Annotated in this window: 18 protein-coding genes; 11 read left to right on the forward strand and 7 right to left on the reverse strand. The window is 58.2% G+C overall.

Features of this window, described 5'->3' with window-relative positions; all coding sequences use genetic code 11:
• Positions 1-678: 678 nt before the first annotated feature.
• Positions 679-3,078 carry an AAA family ATPase gene (locus tag AXG89_RS38605; RefSeq protein ID WP_236873623.1) on the forward strand — a complete coding sequence of 800 codons (2,400 nt, stop codon included), beginning with the start codon at positions 679-681 and terminating at the stop codon, positions 3,076-3,078.
• A 223-nt stretch (positions 3,079-3,301) separates the two neighbouring features.
• Here the strand turns inward: AXG89_RS38605 and AXG89_RS38615 are convergent, their stop codons facing one another.
• The 4 genes from AXG89_RS38615 to dhaK form a co-directional block, all read right to left on the reverse strand.
• Positions 3,302-3,856 (reverse strand): hypothetical protein, encoded by a 555-nt coding sequence (locus tag AXG89_RS38615; RefSeq protein ID WP_075358300.1) that lies wholly within the window; start codon positions 3,854-3,856, stop codon positions 3,302-3,304.
• A 239-nt stretch (positions 3,857-4,095) separates the two neighbouring features.
• Positions 4,096-5,583: a hypothetical protein gene (locus AXG89_RS38620; protein ID WP_086386721.1), complete on the reverse strand. Its 1,488-nt coding sequence runs from the start codon at positions 5,581-5,583 to the stop codon at positions 4,096-4,098.
• 444 nt (positions 5,584-6,027) lie between these two features.
• Positions 6,028-6,819 (reverse strand): SDR family NAD(P)-dependent oxidoreductase, encoded by a 792-nt coding sequence (locus AXG89_RS38625; protein WP_075358302.1) that lies wholly within the window; start codon positions 6,817-6,819, stop codon positions 6,028-6,030.
• A gap of 58 nt (positions 6,820-6,877) precedes the next feature.
• Entirely contained in the window at positions 6,878-8,593 is a 1,716-nt protein-coding gene (gene dhaK, locus AXG89_RS38630; protein ID WP_075358303.1) for a dihydroxyacetone kinase subunit DhaK, read from the reverse strand.
• Between the two features lie 328 nt (positions 8,594-8,921).
• On the opposite strand from dhaK, the gene AXG89_RS38635 reads away from it, so the two are divergent.
• Positions 8,922-9,671 (forward strand): glucose 1-dehydrogenase, encoded by a 750-nt coding sequence (locus tag AXG89_RS38635; RefSeq protein WP_075358304.1) that lies wholly within the window; start codon positions 8,922-8,924, stop codon positions 9,669-9,671.
• A gap of 60 nt (positions 9,672-9,731) precedes the next feature.
• Here AXG89_RS38635 and AXG89_RS38640 read toward each other — a convergent pair whose 3' ends face one another.
• Positions 9,732-10,958: a CynX/NimT family MFS transporter gene (locus AXG89_RS38640; RefSeq protein WP_236873624.1), complete on the reverse strand. Its 1,227-nt coding sequence runs from the start codon at positions 10,956-10,958 to the stop codon at positions 9,732-9,734.
• A gap of 103 nt (positions 10,959-11,061) precedes the next feature.
• On the opposite strand from AXG89_RS38640, the gene AXG89_RS38645 reads away from it, so the two are divergent.
• Complete coding sequence (locus AXG89_RS38645) at positions 11,062-11,862, forward strand: AraC family transcriptional regulator (RefSeq protein WP_062002136.1); 801 nt, start codon at positions 11,062-11,064, stop codon at positions 11,860-11,862.
• 367 nt (positions 11,863-12,229) lie between these two features.
• Here AXG89_RS38645 and AXG89_RS38650 read toward each other — a convergent pair whose 3' ends face one another.
• Positions 12,230-12,619 (reverse strand): tautomerase family protein, encoded by a 390-nt coding sequence (locus tag AXG89_RS38650; RefSeq protein ID WP_075358447.1) that lies wholly within the window; start codon positions 12,617-12,619, stop codon positions 12,230-12,232.
• A gap of 44 nt (positions 12,620-12,663) precedes the next feature.
• Positions 12,664-13,080: a MarR family winged helix-turn-helix transcriptional regulator gene (locus tag AXG89_RS38655; protein ID WP_075358305.1), complete on the reverse strand. Its 417-nt coding sequence runs from the start codon at positions 13,078-13,080 to the stop codon at positions 12,664-12,666.
• Between the two features lie 227 nt (positions 13,081-13,307).
• Here AXG89_RS38655 and AXG89_RS38660 point away from each other — a divergent pair, with 227 nt between their 5' ends.
• The 8 genes from AXG89_RS38660 to AXG89_RS38695 all read left to right on the forward strand — a co-directional run bounded on the left by AXG89_RS38660 (position 13,308) and on the right by AXG89_RS38695 (position 21,501).
• The gene (locus AXG89_RS38660) at positions 13,308-13,565 is read left to right on the forward strand and encodes a hypothetical protein (protein ID WP_075358306.1); all 258 of its coding nucleotides are present in this window, start codon (positions 13,308-13,310) and stop codon (positions 13,563-13,565) included.
• Between the two features lie 79 nt (positions 13,566-13,644).
• Positions 13,645-15,777 carry a phosphocholine-specific phospholipase C gene (locus AXG89_RS38665; RefSeq protein WP_075358307.1) on the forward strand — a complete coding sequence of 711 codons (2,133 nt, stop codon included), beginning with the start codon at positions 13,645-13,647 and terminating at the stop codon, positions 15,775-15,777.
• A 258-nt stretch (positions 15,778-16,035) separates the two neighbouring features.
• Positions 16,036-17,256 carry a threonine--tRNA ligase gene (thrS, locus tag AXG89_RS38670; RefSeq protein WP_075358308.1) on the forward strand — a complete coding sequence of 407 codons (1,221 nt, stop codon included), beginning with the start codon at positions 16,036-16,038 and terminating at the stop codon, positions 17,254-17,256.
• A gap of 39 nt (positions 17,257-17,295) precedes the next feature.
• On the forward strand, positions 17,296-17,724 hold the full coding sequence (locus tag AXG89_RS38675; protein ID WP_075358309.1) for a DUF3597 domain-containing protein: 429 nt from the start codon (positions 17,296-17,298) through the stop codon (positions 17,722-17,724).
• 67 nt (positions 17,725-17,791) lie between these two features.
• Positions 17,792-18,412: a hypothetical protein gene (locus AXG89_RS38680; RefSeq protein WP_062002425.1), complete on the forward strand. Its 621-nt coding sequence runs from the start codon at positions 17,792-17,794 to the stop codon at positions 18,410-18,412.
• Positions 18,413-18,649: 237 nt separating this feature from the next.
• Positions 18,650-19,666 (forward strand): porin, encoded by a 1,017-nt coding sequence (locus AXG89_RS38685; protein ID WP_062002130.1) that lies wholly within the window; start codon positions 18,650-18,652, stop codon positions 19,664-19,666.
• 72 nt (positions 19,667-19,738) lie between these two features.
• Positions 19,739-20,464, forward strand: coding sequence for a GntR family transcriptional regulator (locus tag AXG89_RS38690; RefSeq protein ID WP_062002129.1), 726 nt, complete (start codon positions 19,739-19,741; stop codon positions 20,462-20,464).
• A complete protein-coding gene (locus AXG89_RS38695; protein WP_075358310.1) occupies positions 20,464-21,501 on the forward strand; it encodes an ADP-ribosylglycohydrolase family protein in 1,038 nt (345 codons plus the stop codon). The genes AXG89_RS38690 and AXG89_RS38695 overlap by 1 nt, the downstream gene beginning before the upstream one ends.
• The last annotated feature ends 43 nt before the right edge of the window (positions 21,502-21,544 follow it).

Genomic DNA, 21,544 nt, shown 5'->3' on the forward strand with positions numbered 1-21,544 from the left:
GGTCATCCAGACGACTGCAACGCTTTGATAAGCGGACGGACAAAGCAGCCTTGCGTCGCAGGCTCGACGCATGGGCAATCGTTTTCCTTTGCTCTGCACTATCACCAATAATGGCGCATTCTGTGTCGATTTGGCCATTTGCCGTGTCGCACGCCGCAAATACACGCCAAACGGACTTTTAACGTCGGAAATAGCTCTGACGTCAAAGCCGCTTGCCAAGTGAAATCCGCACGACACCGCATTGTCACCCTAGCTTAAAATCTGCATACTAATAAGCAGACTGGGTCGAGATGCTGCGAAGGCTATTTTGGGCTTCGCATTGACAACAATGCATTCAGGGGTGGGGAAAATGAGTTCGGCTAGGCATGACTATCATCAGTTTCTCGGTTGGTTGCACCGTCCCGAGAGAGGTGCATCTGACGACGTTCGACGCCTAGCCAATTTAATTGAGGTCAACTTCGACACCGTCGCCGCGAGCTCGCGCGCGCAGAGTCGACGATCTGTAGCGCTGGCCGCAATCGCGCGCGAGTCTTTGCCGACCGCAAGCTTTGAGCTTCCCGCGGTAGCAGGCGCAGTCCAGACCGGGTTTGGGAGTGGAGGGCGCTTCATAGTCTGACCGTCGGGCCTTTTCGAGGCTTTCGAGTACCGGAAACTTTCAACTTTCCGCAGCGAATCACCATGTTCTACGGCCCTAACGGCAGCGGCAAGACGAGCCTCTGCGAGGCCCTCGAGTTGGCGTTGCTGGGCTCCGTAGACGAGGCTTCGGCGAAGCGCATTCCGTCACAACGCTACTTCGCAAATCTCCATGAACGGCGATACGAACCCCCTGCGCTATTGGCACTCGACGAAAACGGCCAAGCCTCAGCAGTTAGACCCGACGCAGCGGCTCACCGATTTTGTTTCATTGAAAAGAACCGTATCGACAACTTCTCGCGCATTGCAGCTAAGACGGCCGGCGAAAAGAAGGACTTGATCGCTTCACTGTTTGGATTAGAGCAGTTCCATGACTTTGTCGGCAACTTTAACGAGTCGATGGACGCCCAACTGAGCCTGACCGCCGCGCAGCAGCAGGAACTTGCGACTCGGCGAGCGGCGCTGCAACGCGACCAATTCACGGTAGACAGTGAGACGCAGGCAGTCCAGGCAATCTCACGCGATGAGGCAGCTTATGCCGAAGCTTTCAAGCTTGGGCTGTCGTATGCTGAGCTCCTTGTCCTCATCGGTAGCGAGCAGACACCGGGCCGTCTGCAATATCTGAACGGGCAACTGGATGGGCCGACGCCTTCTCTATATGGTGTTAGCAGCGCGAGGCTCACGGAGGCATACCGCGCAGCGGACGATGAACAGACCCGGCTCGAGAATGTCAGCGCAAGACTTGCCGCAAAGACTGCAGAGACTTCATTTCAAAGCCTGTACAACGCAGTGCTGGGACTGCAAGCCGAAATGCCCGGCAATTGCCCCGCCTGCGGAACGCCGCTCACGGGCGAGTACCACGCCGCACGTGACCCTTACGCCCAAGCTCGTGAAGGGCTGGCTCAGCTAAGAGACCTCGCCGCTTTGCAGGCAGAGATGACCAGCGTTCGACGGACATGGGAGGCCGCATCTCGCGGCTTGGAGGCGCTTCTCTCAAACTTCGCTCAACGCGTCGGCGCCAATGCGGGCAGCCAAGACGAACGACTGCAACACCTCTCGGCGCCCGCGGTTGACCATAGCAAAGCGTGGTGGCGGGCAAGCTATGAGGCGCCTGATGGTATTAAGTCGATGGCGAAGAAGATTGTTGATATGGCGGTCGAGTGTGAAGGGCTCGATACGCAAACAAATCTTGCGCTAGCAAGCCGCACCGAAATGGCCCAGGAGCGAGTCCGGCTGGTTCAAGCGGGTCAAGCCGTCGCGGGCTTCATCGCTCGGCGGGTTGAGCTGGCGAAGCAGGTGGCCACGGCTAGACAGGTCATCCAAAATTTTGATCATGCGAACGCCGAACTCATCGCGGGAGTCGCTCGGGAGGCTGCGCTCGTCACTCGCGACCACCGCATCAAAGCGGCGTATGACGACTTCCTCAGACTACTGCGTCAGTTTCGTTCGGAACATCCCGGCACTTTAATCGCCGGTCTCAACACGACTGCGCTGGACATCTACAACGAATTCAACCGCCGCGACCATGACGGGGACAAACTTGCAGCTCTCCGCCTTCCGATCGGCGAGGATGGCCGTATCGAGCTCGCCTTCCGCGGCGCGCCGCAGATCAATGTGGATGCGCTCCACGTTCTCAGCGAAGGGCATTTGCGTTGCCTCGGCGTTGCCATTTTGCTTGCCAAGGCAATAGACGTGCGAGCACCGGCCATCATTTTCGACGACGCAATCAATGCCATCGATACCGAGCACCGTGAGGGCATTCGCGAGGCGATATTTCAGAGCGACCGCTTCGCGAGAACCCAGATTATCGTCACGTGCCACAGTAGCGAGTTCATCAAAGACCTGCAAAACCATGTCGGCGCCGACCAGTGGACTGCCTACTACTTGATGCCCCATATCGGCGACTACCGACCGCGCGTAAGGGGTAACGAGCTCACATTTAACTACCTCAGGCAGGCCCGGGATGCCCTAGAGATTGGCGACTCGCGTAATGCCCTCGGCTCGGCCAGGCAGAGTCTTGAAATGCTGACTGATAAGGTATGGAAATGGTTGGGCAAGTACGAGCTCGGCCAATTGACTGTTCCGTTGGCCGGACGCGGCGCGGAGCCAGCGTTACGGAATTTATGCGAGGCGTTGAAGAAGCGGCTTGACGACGCACGCACTTTCGTGCATCCGGACAAGCCCGCCCTTGTGCAAGGGCTTGGCGCCGTCCTCGGCGTACCGGCGCCGTCGAACGTGTGGCTATATTTGAACAAAGGTATTCACGAGGAGGCAAATCGGGACGATTACGATCCGAACCTCGTCCGGACGATCGTGGAGAACCTTGAAATGCTGAATCAGCTACAACTCCGCTCGATGTCGGCTGCCATGGCTGGTGTCGCGCAAGCGGCTGTCACCGCAGCAGTCGGAGCTACTGCTGTCGGGGGCAGGCGCAACCGCGTTTAGCGTTTGCGCCAAAAAAAACCGCAGATTTTATGCGGTCCGGCGACTACTATTCTGACCTCGGAGAAGCGGCCAAGTTTGAAAAGCTCCCGACTCAGGGTCGGTCGGCTACAACATGCGTCGACCTGAGTGCCCGAGAACAACGCCCGCCCGGCGCTGTTCACCTTGGCGAGGATCGAATCCGCTTCGGCAGCCATAGTGAAGGAATTTCAGTTTCCTAAACGAATCAATTTTTCTGTTTGCTTGAGGCGTCCCGTATTATCAAGCTTGAGAAATCCAGCTTTACGATGTAGGGATTTTCTTCTGGGCCTAGTGATTTTACTTTTTTGGCGGATTTTCTTTCTCGGTCCCCCAGTTTAGCCGTCAGTAGGCCATAGGTATTCTGAACAAACTCTTTTTGCTTAGTAATGTCGAAATCGCAGCGGGGCGGAATTTGATTATAAAAATTAAAAAATCTATTGGCCAAAAGGAAAATCGATTTTGCGCTGTCGCCCGAATGCAGTTTGATATAGGGGCGGTTGGCTTCATTATCCTCCATGATCTCCCAATCCCGTCCCTGCTCCTCCATCACAAGGGCGGCAGAGAATAGGAGTCGACCTTGGTCGGCGCACACCGAAGCATAGCGTCCGGAATGTTCGCCTGCAGTTGCTGTCATCAGTGTTGGCTTCGCCCAATCCCCGTGAAAACGTAGAAAGACTTCGTTCCCCGACGCGATGAAATAGCTGTTTTGAGCGTGGAGGGCGGCGTTGTTTGACAGCCCGACAGTAAATTCACTTGGCATGTTTTCTAAATTCGTCGGTGTGAGTGCTTACCTCGTGTGAGCGAAACGCAATACTATGCATGGCTCGATGCCTCGTCAACGCCTACCTCTAAGAACTGGCGCAGATAACGGGTCCACTCGGTCTGGCGCTGTTGGGTCTTACGCAGCACAACTCGCGGTGTGGTTCGATTGCGGTGCACCGTATTAGGGTGGCCGGCCAGGATGCATACAAAATGCAGGCTTTCCAACCAGCGGTTTGCTTACTTGGAAGGCTGATTTTTCTGACTGCATGGCGTAATGTCTCGCAAGGACTGAGCAACGCGCGCCAACTTTGCTTTGTCGTCAAAAAATGAGGAATCGCCAATCATTACAGTCCGAGTCGGAGAGATAGTGGCCTTGATGTCTTTCTCGAGTTGGTCCAAGATCGGTCGCAATATCGGGATGTCGATTTTCAGACGGGTCTCCGCTGCCTCGACATCCTTCAGCCCCTCGTGCGTATGCTTGAAAAGCGTGAGCTTGAGTTCGCGGTCACTCTCGGTGGCGAAAATCACTTCACTGTAATCGCCTGCCAGAATTCTGGCGCTTGTTGCTAGGAGCCGCTGTGACAAATCTGAGATCACCTGCTCTGGCGTCTTAACGATTTCAGGGAAGAGTTTGCTTTTCAGCGCTGCCGTTGTGACACCTGCTGCAGTCACAGCCACCAGCCGGGTGTGGAGGTACGGCGCGGCCAACTGTACACTGTAAGGATGTACCTTCATTGTCCGTAGGAGGGGGATAGTTATCTCGCGAAATATCCGCTTGTTAATCTCATCTGCTATGTGAGCTATCAGCAGACCATCCAATGTTGTCCTCACCTTGAATATTGCAGCGACCAACTCCTTTAAAGCGCTAGGATCGAGCGCTTTGAAAAAATCAATGCTGAAACCGTATAGATCCACAAATCCCATACTGACGCGCTGCTCCGGCGGAATGTCCGATATACGATCCTTAATATCGCGAAGATGCTCGTCAGTTAGAAGCTTCAAACCGTGGTCATCAAGCGCCTTCCTCAGTACGGAATCAGCCTCTTCGATTGAGACGATAGTTCTAACAGTGAAGAACGAACTAAGCACCTCTGGTTCGGTATTTACACGATCGGAAAGGTCTAGACCGTTAAAGCCGACGATCCTGATTCGCTTGACGAGATCTCGAATCCGTTCGGTCGGCGGATTTGCCAAAAGCGGGCGAAATGACTCAAACTCCTCTAACGCGTCGTGCACATATCGGGCCACAGTGCCATTTCCAATCTCGATATCAATCTGCGCCGGAAAAGAGTGGAGAAGATCGATTGCCTCTCCGGTGAAATCACCGGGGGCAAAGACGAGATAGCTGAATCTCTCTGGGGCGGGGAGGATTGACGAGTCAAGACATGCATGGATTAGGAACTTTACAATCTCCCGAAGCAGCGCCGGCCGGGTCAAACGAGTGGAGAGCTTCTTGCATTGGATGAGCCCTCGCACTTCCGATTCAGAGTACAGGACACAGTCTCGCCCTCGCTCTCCTACACCTTGCATAAGCGCCACGTCGTCAAAGTCAGTATGCTTTCCCGAAGCAATTTCCTTCTTCATCAGCATGTACGCTAAAGTTTCAAAATGGCGATCGCCAAGCAACTCAAAGGGGAGCTTTTGAATTGCAGGTTCAACAACCTCGGGACGGTATCCGCCACCGAGTTCAGTTTTAAGCTGAAAGTCAGAGACCTTCCTGATCACGTTATTCCCCGTTGTCGTGTTTGTTGCAAGTTCTAAGCTGCGATTTTGTGAATCATTATCGCATTCGAATTTGTTGCCTCGGCCGGTCTGGCGCTTTGGTCATCGCAGGAACGGTCTACGGTCCCGTCCCATCGCTGTAGTCAGCAATGAATAGTGTCCGTAGCCCGTTGGAAGCAGCCATCGAAGGATTCCACGCTCGAGCGGCCGAGTTGGGTCGAGTTCGGTCAATCGTTATCGTCGAAAGCCGACGTTCGCGCCACTATTCTTCCGCAGGCGATGAATCGCGGTCATGGCCGAAAAGCATCCGTTAGAAAATCCGGAAAATTCTTACTTCTGCGGACCGACCGAAATCGGCTGGGTCAATCCGAGAACCTAAAACTATCCAGACTCGTCCGGGGATTAACTATCCTCGGACGTCTTAGCCGCTATTACCCCCGACACCCTTCAAACCCCCCTCAACATCCCCCCATCGACAAAATAAGTCGACCCCACGCTATAACTCGCCTTCTCCGAACAAAGAAACACAACAAACCCCGCCAGCTCCTCCGCTGATGCAAACCTTCGAATAGGCGCATGCTCATCCGCAACTTGCTGCAGATGTCCCTCCCAATCCCCGCCTGAATCCTGCGTCAACTGCTTCGCCGTCTTCACCCAATCCGGCGTCAGCACAAGCCCGGGATTAATCGTATTCACGCGAATATTGTCTTTAATAAACTCATTCGCCATGTTCTTCGAAAGCATCATCAACGCCGCTTTCGTCACGTTATAAATCGGCTCATACCCAAGCGGTTGGCTCGCGCAAATCGATGCGTTGTTCAGAATCGCGCCACCGCCGCGCGCTTTCATCATCGGCACCAGGCCTCTTGCCAGTCGCACGGCCGCCATCACATGCAGGTCCCAATAAGCGAGCCACTTTTCGTCGGGCGCATCCATGATCGTCTCGTTGCTGCCCGTGCCCGCGTTATTGAAAAGAATATCCGCGCCACCAAAATTGTCCTTGGCCGCAGCGACCAGCTTATCCACGCCCGCAGCAGTCGCCACATCGCAAGACACCCCTACGGCCTTGACGCCGAACTTCTTGGCGATGCCTTCAGCCGCTTGCGTCAACCGTTCCTCATTGCGCGCGGCCAACAACAAATTCGTTCCTTCCGCTGCGAACGCCTCGGCCACGGCGAGCCCGATACCCACGCTGGCGCCCGTCAACACAGCCACTTTCCCGCGCAAATTCAAATCCATTTTCTTTGTCTCCGTTATTAAATAAATCAAGCCAGGAATCTAAGCTAGTTAAAACCGATCAACCCCGCAAAGTCGACGCGATAGCGCCAAGCCAAAGCGCAACCGCATGCGCGCCCGGATCGGCGAAACCTAACGCGCGATCGCCAACGTAACTCGATCGTCCAAGTCGCGGATGCATCTGTGCGGTAGCTGTGGCGCCTTGAGTGGCGGCATCGACGGCGGCGTTCAACGCATCGCCGGCAGTCAGGCCTTTATCGAGCGCTGCGTTCAGCGCAACGGCGGCGGGATGCAACGCATCGACCATCGTCCGGTTGCCTGGTTGCGCACCGCCCAGTTCCATCACGCCCGCAACGGCGGCAGTGAACGCCTTCGACCAGACTTTCGCATCGGGCCCGTGCGCCTCATCCAGCGCCTCGTCCAGCGCCGCAGCCGCGCGCAACAGCATCACGGCATACAGCGGCCCGGATGTTCCACCGACAACGCGTCGTATCGTCGCCGACATGGTCCGCAGCACATCGGCGGGCGCGCTCTCGGCGGGATAAGTATCGATTTCCTGAAGGATGCTGTGCGCCGCACGCGACATGCTGATGCCAAGGTCGCCGTCGCCTACGCGTTGGTCCATCTCGGTCAACTCCGGCTCCGCTTCGAGCAGGCGAGCGCATACGGCTTCGATGACCCGCCTCAATGCCGACTCTCGCGCAAGCCGCGCACCACTCGCCGCGCCGGGCGCAGCAGGCGCCTGCTTGACGGACACCTGCGCAACGCGTCCGCTCAATGCGGGCCATGCGCTGGTGGTCGCGGTGGCATCGAGTCGAGCGAGCCGCTGGTCATCGACTCGCATCAACGTAAGCGATACACCCGCCATTTCCAGCGCGCTAAGGAACGTGCCGGACCACGCGCGTTCCACGATGATATGTCTTGCAGCAAGGGCCCGAAGCGCTGATCCGGCGACAATGCTCAACTCGCTCGATGGCGTGCCGCCCAGGTTGTTCACAAGCAACGCAACGCGATCATCGGCCTTGAGCTTGAGGTCGTCGGCGATCTTCGCAAGCAGGCGTTCGACGATGGCGTCGGCGGATACAAGCGCGCCGCGCTCGACGCCGGGTTCGCCGTGAATACCGAGGCCCCATTCGATTTCATCGTCGGCGAGTGTGAAGCCGGGCTTGCCCGCGGCGGGCACGGTGCACGGAGTGAGGGCCACGCCCATCGTTCCAATCGATGCTGCCGCGTCCCGCGCGATCTGCGTCACTTCGCTCAACGGCAATCCTTCGGCTGCTGCCGCGCCCGCTATCTTGTGAACGAATACGGTGCCCGCCAAGCCGCGCCGGCCGGCATGTTCGCCGCTCGCAGACAACGCGACGTCATCGGCGACGATCACCATCTCGACCGCGATTCCTTCAGCACGCGCAATCTCGGCGGCGAGTCCAAAGTTGAAGCGATCGCCGGTGTAGTTCTTCACGATAAGCAGCACGCCTGCCGGACCTGCGACAGCGCGAATGGCGTCTAGCACGGCATCGGTGGAAGGCGATGTGAAGACTTCTCCGGCCACCGCAGCGCTAAGCATGCCCGGACCCACGTAACCGCCGTGAGCGGGTTCGTGGCCGGAGCCTCCGCCCGAGATCAGCGCGACTTCGCCGAGCGCGGCAGCGGCCTCTGCATCGGCTCGCACGATGATCGTGCTGCCCTGCAGCAACGACAGACCAGGATTGAACGCAGCGAGTCCGTCGAGCATGTCGGGCACGACGGCGGAGACATCGTTGATGAGCTTTTTCATTCCGACTCTTTCCTTGAAAGCCGCGGACTCGCGGCGTGAGCACGTTACCGTTGCATTACATGATAAGGCAGCGGACGCACTGACCCTTTGCTTCGGGCCAAAGAATCATGGGCTTGCGCGCTTAGTGGTGTGCGTCATATCGATAGCATTTTGATTATTCGTTCCAACCGTAGAGTGTATTCGTCGCCATCTACTATTTCCCACGATGCACCGCGCATATAGTCAATCCAACCCCGCGACACTACGGGAACAGCTAATCCTTAGCGACTGAACGCGCTTCACCACGAGCGACGTCCAGTCAACAAACGAACTTACCTGCAGGACTGACATGACGAAACTATCTGGAAAGATCGCCGTAGTTACAGGCGGAAACAGCGGCATGGGCCTGGCAACCGCACGTCTCTTCGCTAAAGAAGGCGCGAAGGTGATCATCACGGGACGCCGGCAGAAAGAGCTGGATGAAGCGGTGGAAAGTATCGGTTCAAACGGAGAGGGCGTCCTGGGCGATGTCGCCAAGCTATCGGATCTGGACAAGCTGCACGCCCACATCAAGGCGAAATACGGCCGCGTGGACATCATCTTCGCAAACGCAGGTGTAGGTTCGCTTGCACCGATCGATCAGGTAACGGAAGAGCAGTTCGACGAGACGTTCGGCATCAACGTGAAGGGTACGTACTTCACGGTGCAGAAGCTGCTCCCGCTGGTGCCGGATGGTGGCTCGATCATCCTTAATGCATCGATCGCCGCGAACACGGGCATGGAAGCGTTCAGCGTTTATTCCGCCAGTAAAGCGGCAGTCCGCTCGTTGGCGCGTACGTTGACGACCGATCTGAAGGCACGCAAGATCCGCGTGAATGCGATCAGCCCGGGTCCTATCGATACACCGATCTTCGGCAAGACGGGTCTGACCGAAGAACAGATCGAAGGCTTCAAGTCCGGGATTACATCGCAAGTACCGCTAGGCCGCATTGGTCTGTCGGAAGAAATCGCCAAGCCGGCTTTGTTCCTTGCATCCGACGATAGCAGCTATATCACGGGCATTGAACTCACCGTCGACGGCGGTATGGTTTCGGTCTGATCGTAAGCGGCAGGTTGGCGGCATCGGCTCATTCAGCGATGCCGCTTTTTGCGTTTGCGCTTAGATTGCTTTGGCGGTTGCACGCCGGATTGGCGCGGTGACGATATGCACGGCGCGTCCAGCAAAAAGTCCAAGCAATGCCATGACCAGGCACAGCGCGGCGCAAATCGCCAGGGCCACGTTCCAGTTTCCTGAAGCATCGTGCAATTGGCCGACCAGCGGCGGGCCCGCGGCCGCAAGCAGATATCCAACGCATTGACTCATTCCCGATAACGCTGCCGCCTGATGCGAATTGCTCGCTCGCAAGCTCACAAACGCAAGGCCAAGAATGATCGCGGCACCGGCACCGATGCCAAAGAAAATAATCCAGAGCATCGCCATGGACGGCGCCAAGAGCAGCCCAAGCAAACCAATCGCGCTGATGATCGATGCAATGAACGCAGCCACACGCTGATCTTTCAACTTCCGCACGATAGGCAAAAGCAGCAAGCCTGGAACCGCTGTTGCGAGTTGCAGGACGCCGTGCAGGGAGCCGGCTTTATCGGAGGAAAAACCGGCATCGTGAAGTATTGCGGGCAGCCAGCTCACCGCGACGTAGTAGACAAACGAATTCAGTCCAAGGAACAACGTCACTTGCCACGCGAGCGCGGAACGCCACACTTCGCCGCCGTGAGGAGGTGTGGCTGTGTCTCTTGAAGGCGATGTCCGGTTGCGAAGTTGCGGCAGCCATACCAAAGCAGTGACAATCGGCAGCACGATAAACGCGCCGATAACCAGCCGCCAGTCCGAGTTGAAGACCTGTGCAAGCGGAACGGCGATGACCGAGGCGATGGCAGCGCCAACGCCCATCGTCAGTGCGTAAGCGGAGGTGAGGGTGGCGGTTTTATCGGGGAAATCGCGCTTGAGCAAACTCGGCAGCAATACATTCCCCAGTGCAATCCCGCCGCCGATGATCGCCGTGCCGAGATAAAGACACCATACGGTTCCCGTCGAGCGCACGGCGATGCCCGCGCCAATCAAAACCAGCGCCGCGAACAACGAACGTTCGAGACCGTATTCACGGGCGACGCGCGCTGCAAACGGCGAAACAATCGCAAACGCGAGCAAGGGCAGGGTGATCAGCATGCCCGCTTCGGTCGTCGTCAGGTCGGCATTCGCACGAATCAAACCGAGCAGCGGCGCAACGCCGGTAAAAGGCGCACGCAAATTCGCGGCGATCAACAGGATGCCAACTATCAACAACGCCGGCCGCACCACGATTGGCGCAGCACCAGATTGAGATTTCACGATGATTTCGATCCGACATTAACAAGCCTTAAGACTAAACATTGGACGCGGATACGAATCTGGAGATAATGACAAAATAGTTCTAAAAGCGGTCAAAGACGCTATGTCGATCCTTCGCGCCACTCTGACGAGTTTTGATCCGGACACCATGCATCAGCCCGCGAACGCCGTGCGCGTAGATGTGGTGGAGAACGAGAGCGAGTTGCCGATGCATCGGCACAGCAAGGGCCAACTGGTTGTTGCGTTGCGCGGCGGCGTGACGTGCGAAGTGTCCGATGGTCTCTGGATGGTGCCGCCGCAATGCGGCGTGTGGGTACCGGGCGGCATGTTGCACAGTAACCGCGTGACGGCTAACGGCCGTCTTTGTTTCCTGTACGTCGATCCGCTCGCGGCCGCGCTGCCGGATACGTGTTGCACGCTTTCGCTTTCGCCGTTGTTGATCGAGTTGATCCAACGGCTTGCCGCGCTTCCGCAGATCTATGACATCGATGGCCCGACTGGCCGGCTCGTCAGCGTCCTGCTGGACGAACTCACAGAGATGAAAACCGAGCAACTCCATTTGCCGATTTCGGAAGATCCGAAGCTGCGCCATATTGCCAATGCGCTCACGGTCGATCCCGCCGACCGGAGCACGGCGGCCGAGTGGGGCACGCGGGTCGCAATGAGTGAACGCACGCTCACACGCCTTGTTCTGCGCGAAACGGGCATGAGCTTTGGCCGATGGCGCCAGCAACTGCACATCATCATTGCGCTGCAGCGGCTTTCCGCGGGGGCGTTGGTACAGCGCGTGGCAGAGGATCTTGGCTATGAATCGGTCAGCGCTTTCATCACGATGTTCAAGAAAGCGCTCGGCAAACCGCCGGCACGTTACTTCGCCGACAAGGACGACGGAAAAGGTGCTTAAAAGAACATTTCTTTTTGCTTTCAGATTTATTTCAAATGCATATAGAATGCGCTCACTCTAATTTGATCGGGGCGCACATGTCACCTTTTGCTAAAGCAGCGGCTACGTTGGCGGGCTGCATCGGGGCCTTCACCATGGTGGTTTGCATCGTCGAGGTGCTGGCGAATTAAGGCGGTGCTTAGTGATGAATGACGCTGACCGAGGCAGTATCTTGGCTTGCATGGCGGAGGGCGTTATCGACGCGATTGCCGCATGGCTCGGCCAGCAATCTCGTGAATGTCCACGACAATTGTTTGCGCTGTTTTTATGAGCCCGGGGTGCAACACGCCGACGCTTGAAGTCGCCGCGCCGGCGTTTGCCCGTGACGTCAATGATGATACCGGTATTCCTGGGTGCGTCCGCCGTACCCGTAGGACGCCGCTCTCACATCTTCTACGTAGATATAACTCTCTTCATGCAGCTCGCCCAGGATTCGCGCGAACCCTGCGTACACCTCCGCTATGTAACGCGCTTTTTCGTCTTTGGTATTGGTCTCGTCGGTGACCTTGATGTCCATATAGAAGCTTGCTTTCTTATGTTCGGTCAGCGGCTTGCCCGCGATCACCCAGCTATCCGGATTCACGAACTGGATCGTGATCGCCGTGACGTCGCGTTTCTTCCCCAGCAAGGAAGACGTCAATTCAAGCAACATGTCCGAGATCGCCAAAACTTTTTCGGCCGACTTTTCACCGCTTACTTTCACGTTCAGGATAGGCATTTTCAGCTCCATTTAGTTCGCTATACAACTATTCAGGAAAAAAATCAGTCGATGCTCGACCGTGCTTCTTTCACGCTCGCAACTGTCGTAACGAAACAATCCTCGCCCATTTCAGCCTTCAGGCGCCGCGTCACTCCGGCGCTTGCAGCGTTCAGTTGATCCCTGATCTGCACTGCTTCATGGGTCGGATAAAGAGCCGTTTCCCGTCCATCCGACTCCGTCAATCTCCGCTCGATCAACATCAGCTTCTGCAGACCATCGAGCGTCCTGGTGGCCGTTGACCGGGATATGGCGAGTTCCGCGGCAAGCTCGCTTTGCACGATCCCTGGTTTGGCCAGCACCGCACGCAGCATGAATCCCTGTGGCGGAGTCAGGCCAAACGGTTTGTACGCAGCAGTCCATTCACGCTCGAGGGTTCGCGCGAGGGCCGTTGTGTTGAAGTAAATGCAGTGATCGAACATGGATACACGATAAAACAAAGTGATTCGCTATGCAACTAGTTTGAATGAGAAATATTGGACGTCAGCTTAAAGATATCGAGCCGTAAGCTATTTGATAGAAAGAGCGCCTTACCAAGTCTTCGCAAACGTTTCACAAAATATTCTTGAAGCATCCGCACACTGGCGACCGCGATGAAAGGAGAAGCGTCATCGCAGATATTCAAGTGCATCGAACAGGCGGAGACATCATGAGACGAATCGCGATACTCGCGTTGACTACGCTCGCCCTTGCGGCGTGCGGTCCGGATGACCACGAAAGTTTCAGCGCCACCCAGGTTGCGGCAAACCCGGCGCTGCCGGCGAGTGCAATCGAACCATTGGTGCAAGCCGCGCCTTCCGGCGAACTGGCGGCCAGCAGCGCCATTGCCGCCGCACAGACGAGTCTTGCAGCAGACACGCAACAGGTCGCACCGGTCACGCATTCTCCACCCGACACAACGCAATGAACCATCCCCATTCGATCGTTTCCTTCACGACCGAAGCCGTATCGCCGTCCCTTCAAAACACATTAAAAGGTGAAGCACGATGACATTGAACAGCCGTCGCCGTTTCCTGCAAACCGTTGCCACATCAGCCGGCGCTGCCGCCGCGTTGACCGTATTCCCCGAGTCGATCCGCAAGGCGCTGGCGATCCCCGCATCGCACCGTTCGGGATCGATCAACGACGTCGAACACATTGTGGTGTTCATGCAGGAGAACCGCTCGTTCGATCACTACATGGGCCATATGCGCGGTGTTCGCGGCTTTAACGACCGCTTCCCGATCCCGCTACCCAACGGCAAGCCGGTATGGTTCCAGCCGTCGCAGGAAGACGCAACGAAGCCCGTTCTGCCATTTCATCTGAACACGCAGACCACCAGCGCGCAATGCGTGGGCGACCTGGATCATTCCTGGTACAAGACGCACGCCGCCATCGATGGCGGCCGCTACGATCAATGGCCCGCGAACAAGACCGACATGACGATGGGCTATCACCTGCGCAGCGACATTCCGTTTCACTATGCGCTCGCCGATGCGTTCACCGTCTGCGATGCCTACTTCTGCTCGCTGCCGGGCCCGACCCATCCGAACCGCTCGTACCTGATGACGGGTACGGTCGATCCGACCGGCACCCTCGGCGGTCCGCTGCTCGACAACAATGATTTCGTCGATGGCGACGGTCCTCCGCAATACCAGTTGCTCTCGTGGACCACGTATCCCGAGCGTCTGGAAGCTGCGGGCGTCTCGTGGCAGATCTACCAGCAAGGCCTGACCGGCGCCGATCCGCTCAACGGCAACTACGGCACGAACATCCTGCAGAACTTCACGAACATCATCAACGCGCCGCAGGGGTCTTCGCTGCAGCAGCGCGCAAATGCCGTGCGCACCCTCGACGACCTCAAGGCCGACGTCCTTGCGAACAAGCTGCCGCAAGTGTCGTGGCTGTGCCCGCCGGCCGCTTACTCCGAGCATCCGAAATACACGCCGGCTTACGGGGCCGAATACACGTCGCAGATTCTGGACGCGCTCACGGCGAATCCGGAAGTCTGGAGCAAGACTGTGTTGTTCATCATGTACGACGAGAACGACGGTTTCTTCGATCACGTCGTGCCGCCGCAACCGCCGACATCGCGGTCGCAAGGTTTGTCGACGGTGACGACCGACGGCGAGCTGCATACGGTCGTCAATCCGGGCCGCGGCGGCAGCTATACCGCCGATGGTCTTCCGTACGGCCTCGGACCGCGCGTGCCGATGACGGTCGTATCGCCGTGGACCAAGGGTGGTTTCGTGTGCTCGCAAGTGTTCGATCACACGTCGGTGATCCGTTTTATCGAAACGCGTTTCGGCGTGATGGAGCCGAACATCACGCCGTGGCGTCGTGCGGTTTGCGGCGACCTGACCACGGCATTCGACTTCCGTACGCCTGACGCACAGATGCCGACGCTGCCGGACACGAGCAACTACAAGACTATCGCCGATAACCAGTGCGCCACGCAGCCCGCACCCACGGTTCCGGCTGTGCCGGGCGTGATCGATCCGCAGGAACCCGGTACGCGTTTCGCCCGTGCGTTGCCCTATGAGTTGCACGTGAACAGTCAGGTAGACGCAGACCGCAAGCAGTTCGCGCTGCAATTCTCCAATACGGGTTCGCAAGGCGCGCACTTCTACGTGTACTCCGCGAACCGCACCGATGGCCCGTGGCGCTATACGGTCGAGGCCGGCAAGACGTTGCGTGAAACGTTCGATCTCAGCACGACTGCAGGCGTCTATGCATTCACGGTGTACGGACCCAACGGTTTCGTGCGCGAGTTCGCGGGCAATGCAGCGCAGTCGAAGGGCGGCGGTTTGTTCAACAAACCGGCTCATCCGGAAGTTGTCGCGCAGTACGACGTGGCGAACGGCAACGTGTTCCTGAAGTTCTCGAGCAAGGGGGGAGGCTTCGCGAAGTTATCGGTGATCGATAACGCCTACGGCGCGCAACCGCGACATGTGATCGTGCCGCCGCTCGGTTCGATCGAAGAGCCGTGGATTCTAGCGGCAAGCCATCACTGGTACGACCTGAGCATCACCAGTAACGACGACGCTTCGTTCGTGCGCCGTCTTGCCGGGCACGTCGAGAACGGCCGCACGAGTATCAGCGATCCGGCTGCGGTCGCGCCGGTGACCACGTTCGTCTGAGATTGCAATGCAATATTGATGTTGACGGCAAACCCTTAAGCCATTTATTGTTTGTCTCATGAACTCGCATCTCTTCGCCCTTACGACCGCGACCACCACGACCACCTGCACAGGCGGGTCGTCTGAAGGTCGCGCGTATTAAAGCTTGAATGTGCGATTCCAGAAGGCCCCGCCGGAAACGGTCGGGGCCTTTTGCGTTGTGCGGCCCTTCGCCCCTCCGTTCCGGTTTCAAAGATCAACCACGAAACGGAGTGAGTCATGAACGATATCGATCATCGTCAATTGGGTAGCAAGCTGGATCTTTTTCATCAACAGGACGAAGGGCCCGGCATGGTGTTCTGGCATCCGCGCGGGTGGGCGTTGTATCGCGTGATCGAGGATTACATGCGGCGTCGAATGCGTAGCGCGGGGTTTCGCGAAGTGCGCACGCCGCAACTCCTCGCGCGTTCGCTCTGGGAGCGCAGCGGGCATTGGGACAAATTCCAGTCGGGCATGTACTCGCTCAGCGACGCCGAAGAGCACCGCGCGTATTGTCTCAAGCCCATGAGCTGTCCCTGTCATGTGCAGATTTTCAAGCAGCGTATTCGCTCTTACCGTGATCTGCCGATTCGATACAGCGAGTTCGGCGCATGTCATCGCGACGAACCGTCCGGTTCGCTCGAAGGCCTGAAGCGCACGCGCGCCTTTACGCAGGACGACGCGCACGTCTTCTGCGCCGAGGATCAGATAGAAGCCGAAGTACGAAGGTTCTGCGATCTGCTTCGTGTGGTCTACGCGGATCTCGGCTTCTCCACGTTCAACGTCATGCTCGCAACGCGGCCCGAGCAGCGCGCGGGCGCGGATGACGTCTGGGATCGCGCGGAAGCATCGCTTGCAAAGGCCGCGTCTGCCGCCGGCCTGGACTTCGAGCTACGTCCAGGCGAAGGCGCTTTCTACGGTCCAAAGCTCGAGTTCCATCTTGTCGACAGTCGTGGCCGCAACTGGCAATGCGGCACGATCCAGCTTGATTTCGTGCTGCCCGATCGACTCGATGCGAACTTCGTGAATGACCACGATGAACACATACGTCCGGTGATGATTCACCACGCGGTGCTCGGCAGCATGGAGCGGTTCATTGCGATGCTGCTTGAACATCACGAAGGCTGGTTGCCGCTGTGGCTCGCGCCGGATCAGGTCGCGGTGGCGACGGTTTCAGAGGCCAGCATCGCATACGGTCAGCGGGTGACGAACGCGCTGGAGGACGCGGGCCTGCGAGTCATGTTCGATGACAGGCCCGAGCGCCTCGAACGGAAGGTCGTCGATGCACGCGAGCAGCGCGTCCCGGTTTTTCTGACGGTAGGCAAGCGCGATGAGCAAGCTGAGACGGTATCGCTGCGATTCAGGGATGGCACACAAAACACGCTATTGATGAGCGACGGTGTTGAACGCCTGCGTGAATTGGCGCGCGTGCCGACTGTGGAACGAAGGTTGCGCATGTGATGCAGGAGCTTGCAATCAAAGACCTGCCGGAGAGACGTCATGAGCACTTTTACCAACATCCTCAACAAGATATTTCCGCAAGATCATCCGGCGAATACAGCGTCGGCGGGTGCGACCGCGCCCGCTGCGCCGCCATCGCCGAATGCTGATCCCTCAAGCGGATCGACCGTCGCGGCGAGCAACGTCCAGCCTCCGGTTGCCGCGCTGCCGCCGGTCGATGTCGAAGCCGTACTGATCGAGCGGCAAGGGGGCGTCAACACGCAATTGAACTGGCGTTCATCGATTGTGGATTTGCTGAAGCTGCTCGATCTGGACAGTTCGCTGGATGCCCGCAAGGAACTCGCCGCCGAACTCAACTATCCAGGAAGCACCGAAGACAGTGCTGCGATGAATATATGGTTGCACAAACAAGTCATGCAGAAGCTTGCAGACAACGGCGGTCAGATCCCGGCGGATTTGAAAAGCTGAAAAGATTTGATGTCATCGCATCATGAATCCGCAGCGCAAATGCACGAACAGGAGACAGGAGACGAATATGGTCAGGAAAAACGGCATGGACCCGGTCGAGCTGGGCATCGCGTTGATCGAGGAGCAGTTGCTCGCGCTCGTGCTGTATGCGAGCACGGTGGGAAGCTGGATCGACAAGGACAAGACGCCGCCCGATCTCGCTGCGGCCAACACCTTGCTCAGGCGCAAGCGTTCACGTTCCGAGCCGCAGACGCACATGGAAGACGGTACGCCCGGTGTTGAAGGTGAGGCGCTGGGCGTGGCGCAATCGTGGGCGGCGTTCCATCAGGACCCGCAACGCTTGTCCGTGGTGCTGCGGGTAGCGGGCACGAACGCAATTCTCGCGGTCGCCGATTTTTTCGAAGCGCACGACTTCTCCGAACTTAGAACGCCTGAAGTCCAGTTCCTGATGCGTCTTCGCGATGCCGCCACCAGCGGCAACACGTTTCGCATCGAGTCGGGCGAGCGCATTCCGGTTGCATCGTTCAACGGTCTGGCGATCACGGACAAGCTGAACGGCTCGCCGCTGTTCGACGACGGTGTGACACCCGGCTTCGTCGAGTTCGGCGACATCGCCGCGCTGTTGCGTTATCTCGTCGATCACCTCCGTGGCGCACAAACCCTGATCAGCGACGGCGACGCCGGCTGATTCCACGCATCACACGGGCTTGCACTCTGATGCGGCCCGTTTTCCACTACATTCCCCGCCGTTCAGTCCCTCCATTCCCCCAAGGGTTTCCCCTCATTAATTCCCGCTTGACCAGTTCAATATGTCGCCTTAAATTACGTACATGTTCCTACATGTACTTTTTAAAGGTGCAGGAAAGGAACAAGTCGCCGCGACTTGCGGCCTGCTTATTCATCGTCTCAATTCACGTCGCCCGCCATGAACATCCGCATTCCGGCCGCACTGGTCCTGATCTGTCTCGCCCCGGCGGCGAAGGCGCAATCGAGCGTCACGTTGTATGGCATCGTCGATGAATTCGTGCAGGTGGTGAACACGGGCAGCGGTTATACGGGCGCGGTCGGTTCGTCGGGACAATGGGCGAGCCGCGTCGGCTTGCGCGGCACCGAGGACATTGGCGGGGGCAACCACATCAATTTCGATTTGCAGAATGGTTTCAATCCGAACGATGGCACCTTCGCATCGCCGGGAAGCATGTTCAACCGTCAGGCGTGGGTGGGCATTTCAGGCGGATGGGGTGAGGTGCGCGCGGGCCGCCAGAACTCGCCGATCTTCAACGATCAAGGCGGTCTCGACGCATTCGGCGCGGCCACGCAGGCATCCGGCTTCAGCAACTTGATGACGTTCACGGTGCGCACGAGCAATACGGTGTCGTACACGTCGCCGGTGATGGGCGGCCTGCAATTCAGCCTCTATTCGGGTTTTGGCGATGCCGGCGGCGTGCGCTCCGCAGGCTCCAGTTACCAGGCCGACGTGACTTACACGCATGGTCCGGTCGGCGCGGTTTTCGCGGCGCAGGCGGTCAAGAGCGCGGACGGCACCGCGACCGACAGAACCGAGGAAGCGGGTCTTTCGTATCAAATCGGCAAGACCACGCTGTTCGCCGGATGGAGCGGCTCGAAGTGGCGCGACATCAACCTTGACGTGAATGTTTATGGCGCATCGGCGCTGTATCAGTTCACGCCTTCGAGTGCATTGGCCGCGGGCTACACCTATCTCCACGATGAAACCGGGCAGGGCAATAACGCCAGCCAGATCTCGGCGCTCTATACGTATTCGTTGTCGAAGCGGACCAACATCTACAGCGCGTTGTCGTTCCTGCAAAACCGCGGGCAGGCGGCGTACCGGCTGGCGGGTTCGGCAAATGCCGGCTTGCCGCTTGCGTACAACGGCGCCGACGCGCGTGGCTTCCAGTTGGGCATCGTGCAACGATTTTAAGAAAAACATGTGCATACTTGTGCTTTTGCAGGGACCGGACGGTCCGGTTCCTGATGAGCACAGGGGTGGCAAATGGCAAAACGAGCAGTAAAAGCGGCGGAGGTCGGGCGTTCGAAGGCGCATATGGTCGCCGCCACGATCGAGCAGGAGATTTTGACGGGACGCCTGCCTTATGGGCAGCAACTGGAAAGCGAGAACGAACTGGTCGAGCGGTTCGCGGTCAGTCGCAACACGGTTCGCAAGGGACTCGATCTCCTGACCAATGGCGGATTGATTACACGCAAGGGCGGTATCGGTTCTTTCGTGACGTTCAACGGGCAGAACATCGACGGCACGCTCGGCTGGACCACCGCGATAGAAAAAGCAGGCGGCGCGCAAACGCGTTTGCTGCAGATCGCGCTGGTTGAAGACGAGACGCTCGCGCAGGAACTGAAGCTCGAGCGCAGCACGTTTGTCGCCATCGACCGGATGCGGGTGATGGGCGCCGAAGGGCAATGTATTTCGCTGGAACGCAGCCGTCTGCCTTTCAACGATGACCTCGCGGCGCTGCCGCTTGAAGGTCTCGTGGGCGGGTCGCTGAACCGGACGCTGATCGAGCATGGCATGGTGCCGCATCACGGCGAGCAGTGGGCGGAAGTAACTGGCCTGGAAGCTGCCGATGCACGCCTGCTCAAGCGTCGCGCGGGCACGTCGTTCCTGCGTTCGCGGCGGCTCACGCGTGATCGGGAGGACCGCATTATCGAGTATGTCGTGAGCTTGCTGGACCCGGCTTTTTTTGCACTACACCTGGAATTCTGATGTCTTCGTCTTTGCATTCGACTCACCCTACATTGACCGATCGCGCCCGGGGCGCGTTCTATGGACTGGCATTGGGCGACGCGTTCGGCATGCCAACGCAATCGCTCAGCCGCGAACGGATCGTCGAGCAGTTCGGCCGTATCGATAAGCTTGAAAGCGCGTTTCCCGATCAGCCGATCGCACCGGACATGCCGGCGGGTTCGATCACCGACGACACCGAGCAGGCCATTCTCGTTGCGCATCTTCTCGCCGATAACAACGGCACGATCGAACCCCTCGCGTTCGCGCACGCGTTGATTGAATGGGAAGCGTCGATGAAGGCGCGCGGTTCGCTGGACCTGCTCGGGCCATCGACGAAACAGGCTATCGAACGCATCACCGCGGGTGAAGATCCGTTGCGCACGGGACGTTTTGGCACCACGAACGGCGCGGCCATGCGCGTGACGCCGGTCGGCATCGCGTTCGATCTGCGCCGGCAGGAACGGTTTATCGATGCAGTCGTGCAGTCTTGCGTCGTCACGCATAACACCACGCTTGGCATATCGAGCGCGGCGGCGGTGGCAGCGGCGGTATCGGCCGGGCTCAATGGCGCGACTCTGGGCGAAGCGCTTGAAGCCGGCATCGCGATGGCGCAAGCCGCCGAAACGCGCGGCTTCTGGGTTGCGGGCGGACGCATTGCGCCGCGCATTCGCCAGGCGCGCGAACTGATGCATCGAAGTGCAGAAGATGAAGTCGTCAATGTGCTGTACGACGTGATCGGCACGTCGGTGGCATCGCAGGAATCGGTGGTCGCGACGTTCGCGCTCGCCTTCGATGCCGAGCGGCGCGGCAACAGCATCGAATCATCGTTGGGCAGGGCGGCGAGCCTCGGTGGCGACACCGACACCATTGCGGCCATGCTCGGCGCAATCCTCGGCGCGTGTGCGGGTTATGACGCGTTGCCGGCGAGTTGTATCGATACCGTCAGGCGTGTGAACACGCTTGATCTCGAACCGCTTGTCGACCGCTTGCTTGGACTGCGCGCCGCGACTGCCTGACGCGCTTTACCGCCTTTTACGTAGTTCCCTTTAATCTGGAGAT

It is taken from the genome of Burkholderia sp. PAMC 26561 (genome assembly GCF_001557535.2).
Classification (GTDB): Bacteria; Pseudomonadota; Gammaproteobacteria; order Burkholderiales; family Burkholderiaceae; genus Caballeronia.

Bases quoted from the DNA above. Each gene is read 5' to 3' on its own strand.
- AXG89_RS38660 (WP_075358306.1), top strand. From the start codon at position 13,308: ATGAGACGAATCGCGATACTCGCGTTGACTACGCTCGCCCTTGCGGCG.
- AXG89_RS38635 (WP_075358304.1), top strand. From the start codon at position 8,922: ATGACGAAACTATCTGGAAAGATCGCCGTAGTTACAGGCGGAAACAGC.
- AXG89_RS38655 (WP_075358305.1), bottom strand. From the start codon at position 13,080: ATGTTCGATCACTGCATTTACTTCAACACAACGGCCCTCGCGCGAACC.
- AXG89_RS38685 (WP_062002130.1), top strand. From the start codon at position 18,650: ATGAACATCCGCATTCCGGCCGCACTGGTCCTGATCTGTCTCGCCCCG.
- AXG89_RS38690 (WP_062002129.1), top strand. From the start codon at position 19,739: ATGGCAAAACGAGCAGTAAAAGCGGCGGAGGTCGGGCGTTCGAAGGCG.
- AXG89_RS38615 (WP_075358300.1), bottom strand. From the start codon at position 3,856: ATGCCAAGTGAATTTACTGTCGGGCTGTCAAACAACGCCGCCCTCCAC.
- AXG89_RS38675 (WP_075358309.1), top strand. From the start codon at position 17,296: ATGAGCACTTTTACCAACATCCTCAACAAGATATTTCCGCAAGATCAT.
- AXG89_RS38650 (WP_075358447.1), bottom strand. From the start codon at position 12,619: ATGCCTATCCTGAACGTGAAAGTAAGCGGTGAAAAGTCGGCCGAAAAA.
- AXG89_RS38645 (WP_062002136.1), top strand. From the start codon at position 11,062: ATGTCGATCCTTCGCGCCACTCTGACGAGTTTTGATCCGGACACCATG.
- AXG89_RS38605 (WP_236873623.1), top strand. From the start codon at position 679: ATGTTCTACGGCCCTAACGGCAGCGGCAAGACGAGCCTCTGCGAGGCC.
- AXG89_RS38665 (WP_075358307.1), top strand. From the start codon at position 13,645: ATGACATTGAACAGCCGTCGCCGTTTCCTGCAAACCGTTGCCACATCA.
- AXG89_RS38695 (WP_075358310.1), top strand. From the start codon at position 20,464: ATGTCTTCGTCTTTGCATTCGACTCACCCTACATTGACCGATCGCGCC.
- AXG89_RS38680 (WP_062002425.1), top strand. From the start codon at position 17,792: ATGGTCAGGAAAAACGGCATGGACCCGGTCGAGCTGGGCATCGCGTTG.
- AXG89_RS38625 (WP_075358302.1), bottom strand. From the start codon at position 6,819: ATGGATTTGAATTTGCGCGGGAAAGTGGCTGTGTTGACGGGCGCCAGC.
- dhaK (WP_075358303.1), bottom strand. From the start codon at position 8,593: ATGAAAAAGCTCATCAACGATGTCTCCGCCGTCGTGCCCGACATGCTC.
- thrS (WP_075358308.1), top strand. From the start codon at position 16,036: ATGAACGATATCGATCATCGTCAATTGGGTAGCAAGCTGGATCTTTTT.